Origin of the sequence: Kaistia geumhonensis (assembly GCF_030815145.1) — a bacterium.
In the GTDB taxonomy this organism is placed as follows: domain Bacteria; phylum Pseudomonadota; class Alphaproteobacteria; order Rhizobiales; family Kaistiaceae; genus Kaistia; species Kaistia geumhonensis.
The window spans coordinates 164,079-182,192 of record NZ_JAUSWJ010000001.1 but is presented as its reverse complement, the minus strand read 5'-3'; the positions used below and the strand labels follow the sequence as shown (position 1 = coordinate 182,192).

Here is an 18,114-nt window from a genome sequence, read left to right as displayed (position 1 = left end):
ATACTTTGCGCCTGTCGCGTGGGGGACGATCATGAAGATCACCAGGATCGAGACGCTGTGGTTCGAGGCCCTGCCGCAGGCTGAATGGGCCAAGCTCAACGCGAAAGCCCGGCAGGCACTGCCAAATAATCTCTGGGTCCGCATCCACACGGATACTGGACTGATCGGCATCGGCGAAACCTATTATCTGCCGCGCGCCGTCTCCTCCGTCATCCACGACGTCTTCGCCCCGCTCCTCATCGGCCGCGATCCCCGCGACATCGAAAATCACTGGCAGAATATGTTTGCGCTGGTGAATTTCTGCGGTGCCTATGGTGCCGAGATGCGCGCGATCTCGGCGGCCGATGTCGCGCTCTGGGATCTCTTCGGCCAGCATGCCGGCGAGCCCATCTATACCCTGCTCGGTGGACGCAGCCGCGATCGCATCCGCGCCTACAACACCTGCGTGGGCTTTGGAAAATACGACGATCTCACCGCCTGGCTGAATGGCAGGGCCGGCGAGCTCGCGAGCGATCTCCTCGCCCAGGGGATCACGGCCATGAAGATCTGGCCGTTCGACCAATTCGCGCCGACGCTTTCCGGACCGGTCGACATACGCAAGCCGATGGTCATCTGGGGCGCCCAGTCGGCCGCCGGCCCGCGCGGCCACGCGCTGTCGAACGACGAGCTCAAGGCCGGCGTCGCGATCATCGAGGATATCCGCCGCGCCGTCGGCGACCGGATGGAGATCGCGATCGAAGGTCATGCGCGCTGGGACGTCGGCACGGCCGTCAAGATCGCGCGTGCCATCGAGCCTCTCGACATCCTCTGGCTCGAGGAAATCATGCCGCCGGACAATGTCGAGCCTTATGTAAGGCTCAAGCAGACGACAAATATCCCGATCTGCCAGAGCGAACGCGTCTTCACGCGATTCGGCTTCCGTCCCTGGATCGAGCGAGGCGCCACCGACATCGTCATGCCTGATCTTTCATGGGGTGGCGGTTTGACGGAGGGGCGCAAGATCGCCGCCATGGCCGACACCTATTTCCTCCCCGTGACCTGCCACGACACGATCGGCCCCGTCGCCTTGTGGGCGGCGACGCACCTGATGCACCACATCCCCAACGCGATGATCATGGAAACCGTGCGCGGCTATGTTGACGGCTGGTACGACGACGTCGTCACCGACCGCATCGAGATCCGCGACGGCCATATCCTGTTGCCCGATCGGCCGGGCCTCGGCACGAGGCTGCGGGAGGATCTCTTCACGCGGCCGAACGCCCGCGTCGAGACAACGACCGAAGAGACGCTGAAGCGGTGGTGAGATGATGCGGCCGGTCGTCATCGCGTCACGCGGGGAGCGCGAGGGAACCGACCCAGTCGATATCTGCGGTGATGCATCGTAACGGTAACGTCGATCGATTGCTGACACGCGCCTCTTGGCTCGAATGTCCTGTCCGATTGTCCGGCACAGCCCGAGCTTCGCGTGCCCAGACTGTTCTCAGGAACAATGTCCTCCGGCGTGCGGAGAGTGCGGACTTTGCGATCAGTGCGAGGATCGCTTTGAAAGCTTGGTCAGGCCAGCGCCTTTACGGGCAGGCGGAACGGCGCGCCGAGTCGATTGAAGGCATTCATCGCGGCAATGGCGACGGTGAGATCGACAAGGTCCTTTGGCTCGAATGCAGCTGCAGCCGCCGCATAAGCTTCGTCTGACGCATGTGTGTCACTGACCAACGTCACCTCTTCGGCCCAGGCCAGCGCAGCGCGATACTGTTCTGGGAAAAGATGAGGCACTTCTGCCCAGACCGGCACTAGCGCGACCTTGTCGATGGACATCGTCTTAAGTAGGTCCCGCGTGTGAAGGTCGATGCAATGGGCACAGCCGTTGATCTGCGAGACCCGCAGGAAGACGAGATGTATGAGTTGCTCCGTCAGGTTGGTGCCCGTGGTGATATAGTGATGGATGCCGAACAGCGCCTTTGCGCCCTGCGGTGCAACCTCGTGCCAGATCAGCCGTGTGGTATCGCTCATGTTTATTTCCTTCTTCTGGGGCGCCGTTCAGCGACGCTCGCAGACTTGACGAGGCATCACGGATGACTGTGACGTGCCCAGGAAATTTCTCGCGGGTGGCCGGATGCATGTCACAGTTGGGCACGCTGCCTCGTCTTGTGGCGTGACCACACAGAAGAGACGGAGACATCAGTGCCAGCGGACGTTATCGGAGGTGCCGCGGATCAGCGAAGGGGACGGAGCGATCAACGCACTGCCGATTTTCAGGCAGAACGCAGTCGATTGCTGCGCCTTGCCTACCGAATGCTCGGTTCACTGAGCGACGCCGAGGATGTCGTACAGGATGCGTGGCTGCGTTGGGAGCGGACCGCGGGTGATATAGAGTTCCCCACCACCTATCTGACCCGCATAGTTACCCGCTTGTGCCTCGACCAGATAAAATCGGCACGCGCGCAACGCGAGATCTACGTCGGGCAATGGCTGCCCGATCCGCTGATGGGGTCTGCCGAGCCCGACGAAACGGTCTCCGACGATATCACCGTTGCGCTGATGCTGGCGATGGAGCGCCTGTCTCCGCTGGAGCGCGCGGCTTTCCTTCTCCACGACGTGTTCGACATGCCCCTTCCTGAGGTGGCAGTCACCTTGGGGCGCGAGCCTGCCGCCGTCCGCCAGCTCGCATCACGTGCCCGTAAGCATGTTCAGGCGGCGCGGCTTCGCTTCGCCCTGGAGCCAGCCGAAGCGGACCGGATCGCACGCGCTTTCTTCACCGCCGCGCGCGATGGCAACACCGCACAACTCGCTGAACTGCTGGCGCAGGATGTCGAGATCCATGCGGACGGCGGCGGCAAGGTGCTTGCCCTACGCAATGTGGTACGCGGAATCGACCGCGCGCTACGCTTGTTCGTCGGGTCCCGCCGGAAGAATCTGCATGCGCCGACCTTGTTGCGCACTGTGATGATCGACGGCCTGCCAGGCTATATCAGCGTCGACGGTAGCGGCCTTCTGCAGACTACAGCGCTCGATATTCGCGATGGCACGATCGCCGCAATCTATATTGTCAAGAACCCCGACAAATTGGCTCACCTTTCGTCCGCCATAGTAGCGGGCGACGCGGAAAATTGAGTGGCGGCTAAGCCCCAGCCGCTAACCGAGATATGGGGCAACTCTCGCCAATGAAAGCCCGCTGGTTCACGTCGCTGCGCGATTTTCCTCTGGGAGTCGATGTTCCCTGTCGTTAGTGCGGAACTGCACAAATTGATGATCAGCTGCAAGCCAAAGAGCGGCCACGAAGCAAAGGCGAAAACGACCGCCTAAACTAAACCATTGCCGCCGCTCGTATCCGTCACTCCCACTCGATTGTCTGAATTCCCCATAAGTCTTTGAAAATTCGATGGTAAGCGCCCATTCTGACGGCCATTCTCCGACCGTGAGGCCGTCAAAATGCTACGCTCTTGATTTCATTTAGAAAACGGCCAGAAAAAATATTTTCGCGGTTCCAGCATCTATCGGCTTCGATTGCCTCTCCGGGCACCTCTCCGGGCCAAAAGCGGCGTCGGCGCAGGCCCCCTAAAAGTACCGTCAGCGACATAGCAAAGTTCTTCCTTATGCGCGAGAATCTACTCGACGGACTTCTCGATGAACCCGAGCGTATTGGCGTTTTCTACCAACGTCCGCACCTTTGCCCGGTCGAGCCCCGATGGAACTTCGGCGTCGATCTCTAGCTTCAGCTTCACCGAACTCCCCGGTAGCGTCGTGAGCTGCTCGACGATCGCTTCGACAATCTGATGGATCTCGCGCGCTGGTCGTTCCGAAGAGATCATCACGCTGCCGGTGAAGCGAGTTGGCTTCCTCTCGGGAGGCGGAGGCTGGGGCGTACCGCCGTCTGGCTGCGACCCTGTATCCGGAGACGTCTCGCCTGGGCCTTGCGCACCCCCGCCACTACCAGGCTGCACCGGAACCGGTCGATGGGCCTCGGCCACAGCTGGCTTAACAATGACACTGTCGCTGTCGATCACGACTGCCGCGTTCGCGGCGCGCTCGATGGCAAGACCCAGATAGATGTCCGACTTCTCGTCCCATCGTTCGGCATAGGCGAAGGGCCCCGGGATCATCCCGCTCACGGACGCCTGCACAGCCTTGATCAGAACCTCCTGGTTCTTCAGGCGTGGCAGGTAGATGTAGCGATTGAGATACTCCCGCAGATCCTTGAGCGAGAGATGCGGCTTGCCGTTCCAGATGTACTTCTGGAGGTCTCGATCGAGGCGCGTCGGCCCCAATTCCGTCAGCAACCCTTCCTCGGCCACGAGCTTCTTGCTAGCCCGCGCCAGCAGCCCGTCCTGAGCCGGGATCTTGCCCGAGACCCATTCGACATCGGCTTGCGCGCTTTCCTGCGCCGGATAGTGAAGATAGCACCACGCCTCTTTCAGGCGTGTCTTCATCGTCTCGTTCGATTCAGCCAGCTTGGCCTTGGCCAGCGCGCTGTCGCTCTGCGTCAGGTTGAGCCGCTCGGTGTCGCGGACAATCTCGCCCCAGGCGAGCGACGCTCGCACCGCGTCTTTCAGATTGTCGAGCTGGCGAGAATCCGCGGCAATGAACACCAGCATGTTGCGATAGACGCGCGGCGTGCTGCCGCGCTGCATCAGGATGTCCTTGGCTTCGACCAGCGCCTCGGAACCCTCGCGGCCATTATGCGGATGCGCGACGCCCAGGACGACTGCCCGCACGCCTCCAGCTTCGTCCGGCACTTCCGCCGACGAGGCCGGCGCCACCTGAACGGCATCGAAGTGCCCACGATCAGCAAGGCTGTTCACATACTTGCTCAGCTCGGCGTCGATCGTCATCAGGACGAGCGCGGTCTCGATTTGCGCTGCCTTGTCAGCTGCAATGCGGTTGAGGCTCGCCGACATCGAGTACCAGTAGCGCCCGAGATCGGCGTGCATGAACTTGGCCTGGTTGGTAAGCCGTCGCAGTGCGTCGCCGAAGATCGCGGGCCGCTCGCCCGGCTGCACGACGCCGAGGTTGATCTGCTTGTCGTCGAGACCGGTGTTCTGCTGCTGGTGCGTCGGTGCCGTCCCCATGAAGATCGCGCGCGCCACGCGCCGAGTCGCGGAGTAGCGGTTCAGGTTGGGGGCCGACTGGTCAATCTTGTAAGGCGTGGACGCTGTGCCATCGACATCACCGGCGATGATCGACTGCCAGGTCACGTCGAGATAATGGAGCAGCTCAGGCTCAACCCGCGGCGAGCTCACCGCGACGCTGCCCGGCATGATCATCACCGACGGGTCGCCGTTCATCCAGAGTTCGTGGATCGCCTGCGCCATGAGGCGCAGCACGCCGCGCGTGCGCTGGAACTTCTCCAGCGATCCCCAGCTCGTGTAGAGTTGGTCGAACAGCTCGGGATGGATCGGATAGGCCTTCTCCAGCTTGCGCCGATAGTCCTCGTCGGCGCAGCCCTGCGGGAAATCGTTGGCGTTCTCCCGATAGAGCTTGGCGAACTGCTTCAGCGTGTTGTCCCGGTGATGGAACTTGTCGCCCGGAATCTCCTTGAACAGCCGACGCCGCACGATCTCGTAGCTCTCCTCCTGGCTGGCGGGCCGCCATGAGGATTCGACACGGCTGAAGGTCTGCTTGAGACGCGCGAGCGCCTCCTGGCCGCCCTCGCCGCCAACCTCGATCTGCGACGCCGGCAAGGATGCGACCAGCAGCGTTCCGGGGCTCGCCTTGACCGCTTCGGTGAGCGACTGGACGAACGACAGGTTCGCATCGAACGAACCCGAGGGCAGCCCTTCGACCCGATAGATCTGACGCAGATACGCCACCCACTCGTCGATCAGGATCAGGCATGGGGCGTACTTCTTGAAGATTGTCTCGAGCAGGTGGGAGCCTGGCGCAATGCCGTTGGCATCATTCTCGGCGATCATGTCGAAGGCTTCGGCGCCGCCGAGCTGATACGCCAGTTCACCCCAGGTCGTCCGGATCTTGCGGCCACCCTCGGCATTGAGGACGTCCTGCGGCCCGCGTGAAGTGCCAACCAGCACCGCGCGCTTGATGTTCTTGGGCACGGTCAGCTCGTGCCTTTCGAGCAGCTGATCGAGGCCCGACAGGTCCTGGACCGGCGTCGGTCCCGCCATGTGATAGAGGGCCAGCATCGAGTGCGTCTTGCCGCCGCCGAAGTTGGTTTGCAGTTCGACGACCGGATCGCCGCCGCTGCCCGACAGCCGCTTGGCCGCGCCAACCAGAAGCGCACTCAGCCCCTCGGTCAGATAGGTGCGGCTGTAGAACTGGCGCGGATCGCGATACTCGGCCGGCGCGCTGCCCGAATGCACCTTGGCGAGGTCGGCCGCGAACTCAGCCTGCTGGAATTCCCCGGTGGCAACATCCTGGTGCGGCTCGACCACCTCGCGCCAGGGAAGCAAGCCCGCCACCGTCTCGACTGAGATTTCCAGGCGCTGGGTTTTCCGGCGCTCCTCATTGCGCTGAAGCTCGGTGAACTTTGTGCGCAGGATGGTGTCGCGCATCTTCGAGAGCTGCTCGGCGGTCTCGCCGGCGCTGATCGCCTCCATCAGGCGACGCATGGAATCGAGCGCGCGCTCCGCGTCGTCGTAACTGAAAGTCTCATTGTGCGAGAGCTTGTTGCGGACGTCACTCAGCTCGTTGACGAGCGAGCGCTCAGCCCGCCCCAGCACCGCTTTGAAGGCTTCGCTCCAGAAGCGGTCCATCGCGTTGAACAGCGCGGCCTGGTCCCAGCCGACCTCGCCGTTGCTGTTGGGGCGCAGGCTCGGGAGCTTCTCCAAAACCTGGACCTGCCAATGCCCCTTCAGCGAGCTTTCCAGCCGCTTCTCGACGAATGGAATGAGGGCTGCGGGCAGCAGCTCCATGCCCTCGAAAACATACTGGCGCGTGCTCTTGGCCACTGTCCCGTTCCCCCTCAGATATCCAGGCGGATCTGACGATCCCCGCTCGTGTCGTGGATGGCCGCGGCCTGCCGTGTCAGCTCCGTCCAGTCGGCGATCAGCGCGTTGTAGGCCGTGGCCTCCTTCGCATCCTTCCGCTTGTTGGCACTGATGTCGTAGAGGCAGTAGGCAAGGTCCTTCACAGCCTCGGCCTTCGCGTCGATTTTCTTCAGCAGAACGGCAGTCTCATGCGAAATGCCGTCCTTCTCGTATTTGCGGACGAGATGCTGAAGGCACTCCCATACCGTGAGGTGACCGTCGGCTTCGGGCCCCCAATCATCGTCGAGTTCATCGCGGGCCAGTATGCGCACCTTGCCGGCAGCGCTCTCGACGATCCCGGCGTGCTTCACGCTCTCGACAGAGATGCCGCGTGCACGCGCGAGGTTATCGGCGGCGCCATAGTCACCCTTCGCCATGCCGTGCTGTTCGAACCAGGTGATTGCAAAGCGCGTGTCAGCATCGAACTCGCCCTGGATGCCACCCAGATATTCGTCCAGCTCACGATTGATGAGCTGAAGCGCGGTCTTCACGCTCATTGGGCTGTCGTCGGACTCCAGCACTGCCTTGTAGCGCGAGAAGACGCCCATGCCCGGGCCGATCGCCGACTGGGGCATGTCCGCCGGAGCAATGTTGGCAGCCTGAAGCTCGGCAATAGCCGGGGGCAGCTCGCGCTTCAGCGCACGGATGAACTCAGCGCGTGTAACGACTTCGGCTGCCGCCTCCTTTTTGCGGCAAACAAGGACGACAGAGTTGGCGAGGGCGTTGGAACCCGACGCCCTCGTGCGATTCGCCAACTCGGTGCGCACCGGCCAAGTACCAACCACCGAGTAGCCAGCGTCCATGATTGCCTGAAGGAAGGTTGCCCACCCCGTTGAGCTGATGCCCTCTTGCTCGACTTCACTTTGCTTAAAGGCATAGTAGATGGCCGCTGGATAGTCGGGGCTTGAGTGGCCGCACATGCGGCCAATCGCTGAGGTCATGCCGGTCAGAAAGAAGGCTTCAGCCGCATCTGCGCCGCCGTGACGCATCCGATCAGCAACCAGTTCCTCCATCTTGGGAACGGCGATCGTGTTCAATTGATCTGGAAATGTTGTCCGAAGGGTACCGCGAAGCCACGAGTAGAAGAAGTCGGAGATATCTGCATAGGGAATGCTGTCGTAGTAAGGAGGATCGGTCGAAATGACTGAACCTGCCGGATATTCCACACTTTGAGCATCAACTTGGCGAATTTCGCCACTCGTCGCGCTCGGCAGCTCACGGACAACGCGTACTATCCAGTCCAAGGATGTAAGAAAATTGCCTGAGGACTTTGAAAATGGATTCGCTTCGGCAAAATCCCAAACCATTGGAATTGCTTGCCTCGCAAAGACGTGCCCCACCCCTAAGTTCTTAGGGTCAGACCTCCATGTGCACAGATTGGACCAATAATCAGCTGACTTACTAACGCAGAAGCCGAGGTAAACTGAGACCGCATCTGCATATCCTTGCGCCCCAAGCCCACCCAAGCGCAGTGGTTCAGCATCAGCCGGCAAGCCTGCGGCCACTGCATCAGCCAAAATCTGCGCACGAACTTCTTCAACCAGATCGGAAAACGAGTTCAGCGCAACGAGCTGCCGACTCGAGAACAGATCGCCGAAGGTTTCAAAGCCGTATCCGAGAACTCCGACATACTGGCTATGGTTCGGCAAGGCGATTCCGGGTGCCCTTTGCCGTTCCACGTCAACGGCAACAGTCTCTTGGTCGGCCGTTGGCGATACAAAGACACGCCCATTTTTGCCCTCTGTTGCGACGGCAATAAGCATTTGCCCCATTCCGCCAGATTGAGCGATTTTTTTGACATATTCAGACGTAATCGCGGAATCAGAAAGCAAACAACGGAAGTTTGCACCACGTCCAGCTTTTGTGCCCTCCTTGGCCTTCGCAATCTCCGCCTTTGTCCCAGCATTGTGGGCAACAAACGCTATGGCCTTTTTGGTCCGGTCAACTTTCGGCTCAATCCAAGCTTCCTTGCCGGGCTTTGAACTCAACATGAAGCTTGTGGTGATTGGCACATGGACATCTGCATATGCTGGGTCGGGACTCGGCACCGTCCGCGCCCATATCCAAGCAATCGCGGTACCTTTGCCGCTACCATATTCCTTCGGCAGGTCCACCTGGGGGTAGAGATGCCCGATGCGCTCCCACGCCTTCTCGCGCATCCATTCGCCGTAGTACTTCACATCCTCGGCCAGCCCTTCGGCGTTGCGATAGAACGACCGTTCCTTTGCGCCGGGGTGGATGGGGGGCATGTCCTTAAACTTCGGCGGGATCTCGATCATCGCCTTGCCGATCATCACCGCCACCGGGTTCAGATCGGAGCCGTAGGCAGGCAGGCCTAGCCGCTGCGCCTCCAGCGGGATCGATCCGCCGCCCGAGAAGGGGTCATAGACCGGCGGCAGCACGCCGCCGCAGCTACGCCGGATTTCTGCGCGCGCGCGCTCCAGAACTTCTTCGTTTGTCGAGTTCTCCCAAAGCACCAATTCTTCGATGATCTCGAATAGACGCTTGCGCTCGATGTCGGCCGCGCAATCTTTGAGGGTCGGTTCCGGCGTGTCTGGCACATTCCCCTGAACGTCCGGCCTTCGATCGCGCCACGCCTTGAGGCGGATGGCCAGGTCTGCCTCTGCCTTCTCGCGGATCTTCGGATCGTCGAGCAGCTTGTCAGCATACTCAGAGGGGTCATCGACGAGCTGCGCGAACAGCACCGCACGGCACGCAGCAAGCGGCCGCCGCGCCCACCACAGATGCAGCGTGGACGGATGTCCGTGCCGGATCGACTTCTCCCGCGCGGACGCCGCGTTGATCGCTTCCAACGGGATGGCGACCTCGATGAGCTTCTTCTTGTAGGTTTGAGACACGGCTTACTCCGGAAATTCGATGAACGTGGGCAGAGCGACAAGCTCGGGTCCGCGCGGCGGGGCGTTTTTGCGCCAACCGCCTTTGATGGTTTGCAATTTCGAGATCGCGAAACGATCCTTGGCATCCAGCGGCAAGAGTTGCTGCACATGCCAAAACACCGCCCAGTGCCCCTTGTTGTCCGCGATGTACTGGCCGGTCGTCGGGGGGCGATGCTCCATGCCCAGCGAGTGTCGCCCGTTATGGGTTTCTTCGCTTCCGACATACCAACCGATCCATGACACCATCGAAGTGACCTTGGCCGGATCGTCCTCATGCGAGGGGTAGATCAAGACTGGAACGGGTTTGCCGTCACAGCGCTGATCGATGTCACGGAAGAGTTCGAATTTCCGCGAGCCGAAAGCAACGAAGCCCTTCGCTGCAGCGATCACTTGGCCGGACTCAAGGTGCTCCAAGGGAACGGGGGCGAGGATTGCGAAATCGGTCATCTTGGAACCTCCGTTCACGCTGAGTCTCCGCCCACTTCCGAGAGCACTAGCCTGTATGTTGCGGGGTGAATGGTGATCTCGCCGCCATCGCGTAGTGCGCGCAGGCGAGCACCCGTCATTTCGACGGGTTCACCTTCCGGGTTGACGAGAATGAATGAGTAGGCGTCGGGCTTCTGGTCCAGCAGGCCCCAGACGTCCGCCTCGATCTGAAGCGGCTCGCGTTCCAGGCAGTGCTCCTTCGGATAATAGTGCCGCTGCACCTCGCCACTCGCTGAGCGACGCTCCCACGGGAAGCGCGCGCCGTTGGCGCGACCGATCCAGCTGCCATTCGAATGGTAGAAGCGATCCTCGCCATCAGGCTTGTAGCCGAGCGCCAACGCGAAGCGGGCGATGACGCTGGGCCGCGCTGGCTTCTGCGGCGGGCGCGGACGGCTGCCGGTCTCCGGCTCCAACAAACGGCCTTCGGCCTCCTGGGGCGGTGCCTCTAGTTCCGGCGGGTTCGTGGGATCCTCGTCCTCGGACAAGTCCTCGTCGATCACCGACCCGGCCTCGCCATCGTCCGACGCCGCCTGCTGAGAGTGCTCGGCCGGCTCATCGACCGCGTCGCCTCCCACAGGGGCAGCCGTAGGCGGAACCCCCAGCACAGGCGCGACCGTCGTCTGCTCTGGGCCGAGCGTGAAGTTCTCTTCGAGATAGTCCTTGATGTCAGCAGGTGACCGCTCGAACGCATAGGCCAGCGCGGCACGAATATCGGCGTTCAGGCCCTTGCCGATCTCTTCAGGCACGCGCTTGGCAAGCTTCGCCTTCGACAGCGGGCTGACGAACAGCTTGCCGTCCAGCCACAGAATATCCGTGAGCCGCGCCGTGCCAGCCGGCACGCCGTCCAGATAAGGGATCACTTCCAGCTTCGGGGCGGCGACCCAGCTTGTCGCCGCGATCGCCGCTGCGACCGTGCGCACGCGCTCGGTTTCGGCCGGGTCGGCCAGTTCGATCCGCACAAGCTGCGTGCCGAAGGCCGTGAGCCAGGCTCGCCGGTCTTCCAGACCCGGGAACAGGGGCGGCTGGTTGAAGCGCTCCTCGACGAGATCGGACAATGCCTGAAGCGACGCGAATGGCGGATTGCGCACCGTTTCGGCCGAGAGCTGCCGGAAATCGGCTGTCTTGCGCTTCACCCAGTCGTGGAGATGCCCGTAGGTGAACAGGCTTTGCATGCTGAGCCCATAGGCGAGCGCGTCGGTTTCGACCCATTCGCCGGACATGTTCACCCAATGCCCGCACTCTTCCCAGATGCGGGTCGGGTATCGGGACATGAGTGTCCGCACACGGCGCGCGTCATCAGGCGAGAGCGCCTTGCCGGAGGGAAGAGCACCTAGCCATTGCAACGCCAGATCCGCGGACGGCCGCTCAGCAACACCGATACGGCGCCACAGACTGAGATCGAGCACCGATGCCCGGATCACCGCACCGCCCGGAACATCCTCTTCATCCCCAGCCAGGAATACCCCGCCCGACGTCACCCAGGTCCCGTCCTGTGCGAGGATCAGCTTCTCTGCCTTGAACGCGTCCTTGATGCTCTGGGCGTCAGGCGTGGAAGCGGCATCGAGCATCTGGTCGAGGCGGCGATACCATTTCTCGACCTCATGGGCCGGCGCCTTATCCGACTTCGCCAGCGCGCGTAGCCGGTCGAGCAATCGACCTGGCCCGCTCGGCGCGCTGCGGACGCCGAGCAGATCGAGCAGCGGCCGCGTCGTCTCCCGGTCGAGGAGACCGTGAACGAATGGCTCGACATCCATGAGCGATTCCGTCTCCGGCGTCCTCCGGAGCAGATCGGCAGGGACATGGATCATGTCGCGCGTATCGGGAAGGCAGGGCTTCGACCTGAGCTTCAGCAACCAGTCCGCCAGCAGGGACTCTGACGTCAGCGAACGGGTCGACCCTGTGGTCGCGACCTGCGACAGGCGCGCACTTGAGGCACGGGACCAGTAGCTGTCCCGCTGCTCCAAAACCCGCCCGGCGACCTTGGCCCAAATCCGTGGGTCGGACTTCGACAGCGCCTCCCAGTGCCGCCAGTATTCGGCCGGGAAATCCCAATCCTCAACGACGAACTGGCTCGTCACATAGGGGTAATAGAGCGCGCTGCGAAGGCCGCGCTTTTTGGCCTCGGCGTCGACCTGCTGGCGCCCATAGACGTTTGTCCGCTTTGCAGTCAGCGGCGCGAAGGTCTGCAGACCGGAACGGCCGGACGAGACCCACCGCAGCCAATCCTCACGCGAACAGGAGGTGAAGCTGGCCACATAATCGGGATGCAGGAGCTGGGTCTGCCGAGCAGTCTCCGGCAATAGGTCATCGAGGGCGCCGTCTTGGTCGTACAGGATCGCCTTGGCGATCGGCCGAAGCTTCAAATCGGCGCACGCGTAGCGGAATGCTTCGCCCGCAGACGCGCCAAGCTTTGCCGCGATCTGGGCCAGTTGCACGCACTCGGCCAGCTTGATGCCACTTGATCCAAAGAAATCGGCGGCGACCCGTTCGATCACGGCGTTGACGTCGCTCGTGTCGTCGAGGCCGATTTTCTTGAGCACCGCAAACGCGGCTTGGGTCGGATCAGTTCGGCCATCGCCGTCGCCCTTGTCCCGGCGTTGCTCCGCCAGAAAGCGGGTCCAGTTCTGATTTAGGACGATCAGATGCCCCGCCAGAAACTCCCAGTCATCATCCGACTGGAGCAGCTTCTTCTCCCCGAGCCGCACCACCTCAGACGCCGAATAGAGCACTTCCTTGCCCTGGACGGGAACGATGCGGAGTCGCTCCGGTTGATAGCTTTGCCACCCCGTCACCTCGGGCGCGATGTACGTCCAAAGGTTCAGAAGATGCCGCCATGTGGACGGCCGAGGCAGGTGGCTTGTGCGGAGGCGGGCGAGAAGGTCGCTCTTCGAAAACTCCTCGACCAGGTTCCAGTGAGCCAGCTTGGTCCGGTCGGCAGCCGAGACATGCCGACACAAGGCGGGGCGCGACTTCTCATCCAACAGAGCCATCGCCTGCTCCGCCGGCCAGATATCGAAGATCGGCAGCGGGATCATGATCGCCGCGTCGGCGGCAACCAGCTTGCCGTCATCGGTCAGCAGGATCGGCCGATCCTCGACCGAATCGGCGAACGCCAGCTCGACGATGGCCGCGCAAGAGCCCTCAAGCGTGCTGGCCTCTCGGTCAACGTCAGGCAGCAGGCCATAGGCCGCAGCTCGATCCAGAACACCGGTCTTGGATTGTTCGAGCCATTCCACCATCGCCTTGGCCGCGAGTTCGCCGGCACGTTTCAGAAGCCAGCGGTTTGTCGGCGAGGTCTCTGGGTCCTTAATCTTGAGGCGGGCGGGATCCTGAATGAACGGAGCGTTGCAGGCGAACGGGAGCGGCGTCTCAACACCCGTTGGCAGCACGACATAGAGCCGGCCCTTCGCGCCCAGGACGATCTCGACCCGGCAGGGCGGAAAGTCGCCGCCGTCCTCGGCACCAAGCATCCGTTCCTTACGGATTTCGTCCAGCGCATCAGCGGGGAACGCTTCTTCGGCCGACCGGACCAGGAGAAAGGCGTCATCGCCCTTGTCGTCCAGCGACATCCACTCGCTCTCGGCGACAGGGCCTGGTCCAAGGCTTTGCCAGTGGACCACCCGATCACCGATCTGAAGACGCCGAATTTTCTTGAAGAACAGCAGCGAAACCGGGCTCTTCAGCCATTCATCGAGGTTCTTCTCAACCTCGCGGCAGAGAAGAGGGTTGGCGATCGCCACCTCGACGCGCGTGACCCCCTGCGTCGTGCGACGACCGTCAATCCAATGCGGCTCGGTGAACCGGTTACGCTCGAAGGCAACGGACAATGTGGGGGTGAACAGCTCGACGCGATCACCCAGGCTGAACGTGCTTTTGAAGCCGATCCCTCGGAACCCGATGGTGTGAAGCGCACGTTTGTTCGAGTAGCCGAAGCGGCAGATCGAGGCGAAGTGCGCTTCGACAAAGTCTTCGCCATTGTGCTCAAACACGAAACGCTGGTCGTCGATCGAAACCCGGGCCTCGGTCGCGCCGGCATCGTCGGCATTCTGCAGCAGCTCGGACAGGATATGGCGCGGGCTCTGCACCTGCTTGAACAGCTGGTGCCACGGCCCGGCAAGCTCGGGGTCGGCCTCAAGCTGATTCCAGCGCTTCGACGCGCCGTCCCTGATCGGATGGAAGTAAGCCGGTGGCTCAGCCACTACAGGCGCGGATTGGCGCTCCACACTCATGATGGCGGCACCGCGCGTTCGAGCAGACGCCGCAGGTCAAACTGGATCGCTGTCTCCAGGAAGGACGGCTCCCGCTCAATCAGCGGCCCGCGCACATATCGCGGCTCGTGCGCAAACCCGCCGTTGACGGCCACGACCGCGAGGATGAACTTTTCGGGCTCATGCAGCGAGGTAATGATTTCCTGGCGCGTGATCATCACAGAATCCGCGCCGTCGATCCGGCCCTTGACCTCGATGAAGCGAAGGTGCCCGGACTTCGGATTGTGCGAGGCGATGTCGTAGCCAATCTTTTGGGCGGAAACGTCGAGCGGTTCGTGCCCAAGCGCTCGCTCGGCCGCCATCACAGCCTGCATGGCCGCGAGCTCGATCTCTCTCCGCGCCGCCGGATCTTCGGCAAAATGATTGGGCACCGTCGGATTCTGCCGGGCACTGAGGAGCCCGCGCGGAATGACGACCATGCCGCCGCGCACTCGCGGCGGCTGCGATGAGATGAACCGCTCCCGTTCGAGCTGATCCATCCGCCGCTTCTGCCGCTCCGCCAGATCCTCGGCGCGCCGCTGGGCGTTCTGCCAGCTCAGCCGCGTCTTCTTGCCGGCCTTCTCCTCTTCCTTCAGTTCGAAGGCCCTCGAGTCCCAGTAATTGATTTCCTTCTTGAGGCGGGCACGTACCTCCTGCTCGACCTTCTCGATTTCAGGAATTCGGCGCGCCTTCACCTCCGCGACATGTCCTTGCGCCAGCTCCACAGTGGCGAAGCGGATCGCCGTCCTCTCAAGCTCGGTGGTCAGCCAGTCCTCGTCCAGGAGATCACGAACTTGGTGGACTTCCTCTGGCGCGGCGGGCCGGAGATTGAGATGAGGCGCGATGCCCGCGTTGCTGGCGTTCCCCGCTTTGTCGATCGCGGCAAACTGCAAGCGCTGGGAGATGATATGCGGCTTCCCGGCACTCGTCGTGCGGGCGTCCTGGACGGTGTGCTCCAGCAGGAAAACGGCAGACAGCGCCTCGCCAGCATCGGTCTCGTCGACCAGAATCGCGCCCTGTCGCATGATCTGCTCGTACTGCTCCCGGATGAGGCTGATCACAGCCTCCAGCAGCGGATGCCCTGGGCAGATGAACGCGGCGACCGGCTGTTGATTGATATTGCTCTTCTCGAAGCAGACCCTCTCGTACTGCTTCTGGATGGGCGCGCCTGTGCCGATCTGGCGATCGCGCTCCCTGATCCGCACTGGCACGTGCGTGATTTCCCAGCGACCCTCTTCACGGCGCTTGAGACGGCCGCCCAAATGCTGGAACGCCTCGACGAAGAAGCTCTGAATGTGGTGCGGCTGCAGGCGCAACGCTTCGGCCCGCTCCATCTCGAGCCGCAGCTCTTCGACCTTGGCCTGGGGCATGGTGTCGTTTGTCAGCGCGCGTCGACGCAGAAGTTCCAAAAGATGCGTCTGATCGACCGCGCCATCGACTTGGCGGAACAAGCGCGCCCTCACCTCCTCCTGCTCGCCATACTGGATTGCCTGGAACAAGAGGTCCTTCAGCGCGGTCCCTTCGAAGAGTTCGCCGAGCACATCATAGACGCGCCCACCGAGAGCCTCCCGCGCCGCCTCAAGCTTCTCGAGCAGACGTCCATAGACTTCGCCCTCACGCGTGTCGGCCGCCACAAGATTCCAGAGGTGGCAAACTTCGGTCTGCCCGATGCGATGGATGCGGCCGAAGCGCTGCTCGATCTTGTTGGGGTTCCAAGGCAGGTCGTAGTTGACCATCAAGTGGCCGCGCTGGAGGTTCACGCCTTCGCCCGCCGCATCGTTGGCGATGAGCACCAGCAGGTCCTTGTCCTGCATGAAGCGCTCGATCACCTTCCTGCGCTCCTCGCGAGAAACCCCGCCATGGATGACGTCCACGGCTTCGGGGCTTCCGAGACGCGCGCGCACCTTGTCGAGAAGGTAGTGGAGCGTGTCCTTGGGCTCGGTGAAGATGATCAGCTTCCGGCGATTTCCAGCGCCGTCGATCATGAGATCGTCGTCGAGAATGCGGTTCAGCTGGGTCCACTTCGTGTCGACACCGGAGCGCAGGACGCCGAGCGCCATCGACTCTAGCCCCTTGAGCGTGTCGACTTCGAGAGCCAGCTGCTCGACAGTCTCTGCCGTCGTCGCGCCGGTCGAAATCAGCTCTTCGAGCTCATCGATCTCCTCCTGTCCGTACTCGTCGATGTTGCCGAGAACATCGGAGCTCACCGACGGCTCGCCGATACCGGCACGCCGTCCCTTGGCCGCGAGCCTTGCTTCGCCCAGCTCGGTCTCGAGGCGTTCACGGCGACGTTTCAGCGACTGGTAGATGGCAGCCGGTGAGGAAGCGAGGCGACGCTGAAGAATCTGTAGGGCGAATCCGACATTATTGCGCTTCTTGCCATCTCCCTCGGCAAACCGCTGAACCCGGTTCATCTCGGTTCGCACATATTCGGTAACGGCGGCGTAGAGCGCGGCCTCGCCTTCCGAGAGCTGGTATTTGACCGTGCGGGCTCGGCGCTCGGGAAAGAGCGGCCGACCGTCAAACCTCAGCAGCTCTTCCTTCGTCAGGCGCCGCATCATGTCTTCCGTATCGGCATAATGGACGCCATCACGGAAACGCCCCTCGAACCGGTCACCGTCGAGCAGCGCCATGAAGAGCTGAAAGTCCTCTTCCTTGCCGTTATGCGGCGTCGCCGACATGAGCAGCAGATGCCGGCAGACCTGGCCGAGCTTCTGACCAACCTGATATCGCCGCGTGTATTTGACCTCGCCACCGAAATAGGTTGCCGACATCCGGTGGGCTTCGTCGCAGATGACGAGGTCCCACTCACGGGCGCTCATGAGCTTTTCTTGCAGGCCTTCGTTGCGGGCCAGCACGTCGAGGCGGACGATGAGGCGGTCGCGGTCGTTGAACGGGTTCCCCGAACGAGACGTCTCGATCATGTCACGCGTCAGAATGTCGAACTCGAGATTGAACTTCTGACCCAGTTCGTCTTGCCACTGCTCGACCAGGCTGCCGGGGGCGACGACAAGGCAGCGTTCCAGATCGCTGCGTGCGATCAGCTCCTTTATCAGCAAGCCGGCCATGATTGTTTTGCCGGCGCCAGGGTCGTCCGCGAGAAGGAAGCGCAGAGGCTGCCGCGGCAGCATCTCGCCATATACAGCCGAGATCTGATGAGGCAGCGGATCGACGAGGCTGGTGTGGATGGCCAGATAAGGATCGAAAAAATGGGCAAGCTTGATGCGGTTGGCTTCGGTCACCAATCGCAGCAGCGCACCATCCGCGTCGAACGACCACGGCCGCCCGTCCTGCTCAACCTCAAGACGATGCTCGTCGTCCCTGTAGAGAACAGATTCCGCGACCGAGCCGTTGTGGTCGCGGTAGACGACATTGATCGCCTGATCTCCGATCCAGTCCACAGACACGATCTGCACGGGCTGCGCAGACGCGATGCCGCGAACGGAGGCGCCGTTCTTGATGCTTTCGAGCTTGGCGGTCATCAGCCGGCGCTCCCCCACAATA

Annotated in this window: 8 protein-coding genes; 2 read left to right on the top strand and 6 right to left on the bottom strand. The window is 62.1% G+C overall.

Annotation, left to right across the window (positions count from 1 at the left end; translation table 11 throughout):
- Positions 1-31: 31 nt before the first annotated feature.
- Positions 32-1,303, top strand: coding sequence for a mandelate racemase/muconate lactonizing enzyme family protein (locus tag QO015_RS00845; RefSeq protein WP_266282105.1), 1,272 nt, complete (start codon positions 32-34; stop codon positions 1,301-1,303).
- 251 nt (positions 1,304-1,554) lie between these two features.
- On the opposite strand, the gene QO015_RS00840 is transcribed toward QO015_RS00845, so the two are convergent.
- A complete protein-coding gene (locus QO015_RS00840; RefSeq protein WP_266282107.1) occupies positions 1,555-2,010 on the bottom strand; it encodes a carboxymuconolactone decarboxylase family protein in 456 nt (151 codons plus the stop codon).
- A 186-nt stretch (positions 2,011-2,196) separates the two neighbouring features.
- Between QO015_RS00840 and QO015_RS00835 the strand changes: the two genes are divergently transcribed.
- Complete coding sequence (locus QO015_RS00835; protein WP_266282526.1) at positions 2,197-3,111, top strand: sigma-70 family RNA polymerase sigma factor; 915 nt, start codon at positions 2,197-2,199, stop codon at positions 3,109-3,111.
- A 494-nt stretch (positions 3,112-3,605) separates the two neighbouring features.
- Here the strand turns inward: QO015_RS00835 and QO015_RS00830 are convergent, their stop codons facing one another.
- The 5 genes from QO015_RS00830 to QO015_RS00810 are packed head-to-tail and all read right to left on the bottom strand — an operon-like array spanning position 3,606 to position 18,092.
- Positions 3,606-6,902, bottom strand: coding sequence for a DUF499 family protein (locus QO015_RS00830; RefSeq protein ID WP_266282109.1), 3,297 nt, complete (start codon positions 6,900-6,902; stop codon positions 3,606-3,608).
- 14 nt (positions 6,903-6,916) lie between these two features.
- A complete protein-coding gene (locus QO015_RS00825; protein ID WP_266282111.1) occupies positions 6,917-9,838 on the bottom strand; it encodes a DUF1156 domain-containing protein in 2,922 nt (973 codons plus the stop codon).
- Positions 9,839-9,841: 3 nt separating this feature from the next.
- The gene (locus QO015_RS00820; protein ID WP_266282112.1) at positions 9,842-10,324 is read right to left on the bottom strand and encodes a hypothetical protein; all 483 of its coding nucleotides are present in this window, start codon (positions 10,322-10,324) and stop codon (positions 9,842-9,844) included.
- Positions 10,325-10,338: 14 nt separating this feature from the next.
- Positions 10,339-14,592 (bottom strand): sacsin N-terminal ATP-binding-like domain-containing protein, encoded by a 4,254-nt coding sequence (locus tag QO015_RS00815; RefSeq protein WP_266282113.1) that lies wholly within the window; start codon positions 14,590-14,592, stop codon positions 10,339-10,341.
- Positions 14,589-18,092, bottom strand: coding sequence for a DUF8742 domain-containing protein (locus QO015_RS00810; RefSeq protein ID WP_266282115.1), 3,504 nt, complete (start codon positions 18,090-18,092; stop codon positions 14,589-14,591). The genes QO015_RS00815 and QO015_RS00810 overlap by 4 nt, the downstream gene beginning before the upstream one ends.
- Positions 18,093-18,114 lie beyond the last annotated feature (22 nt).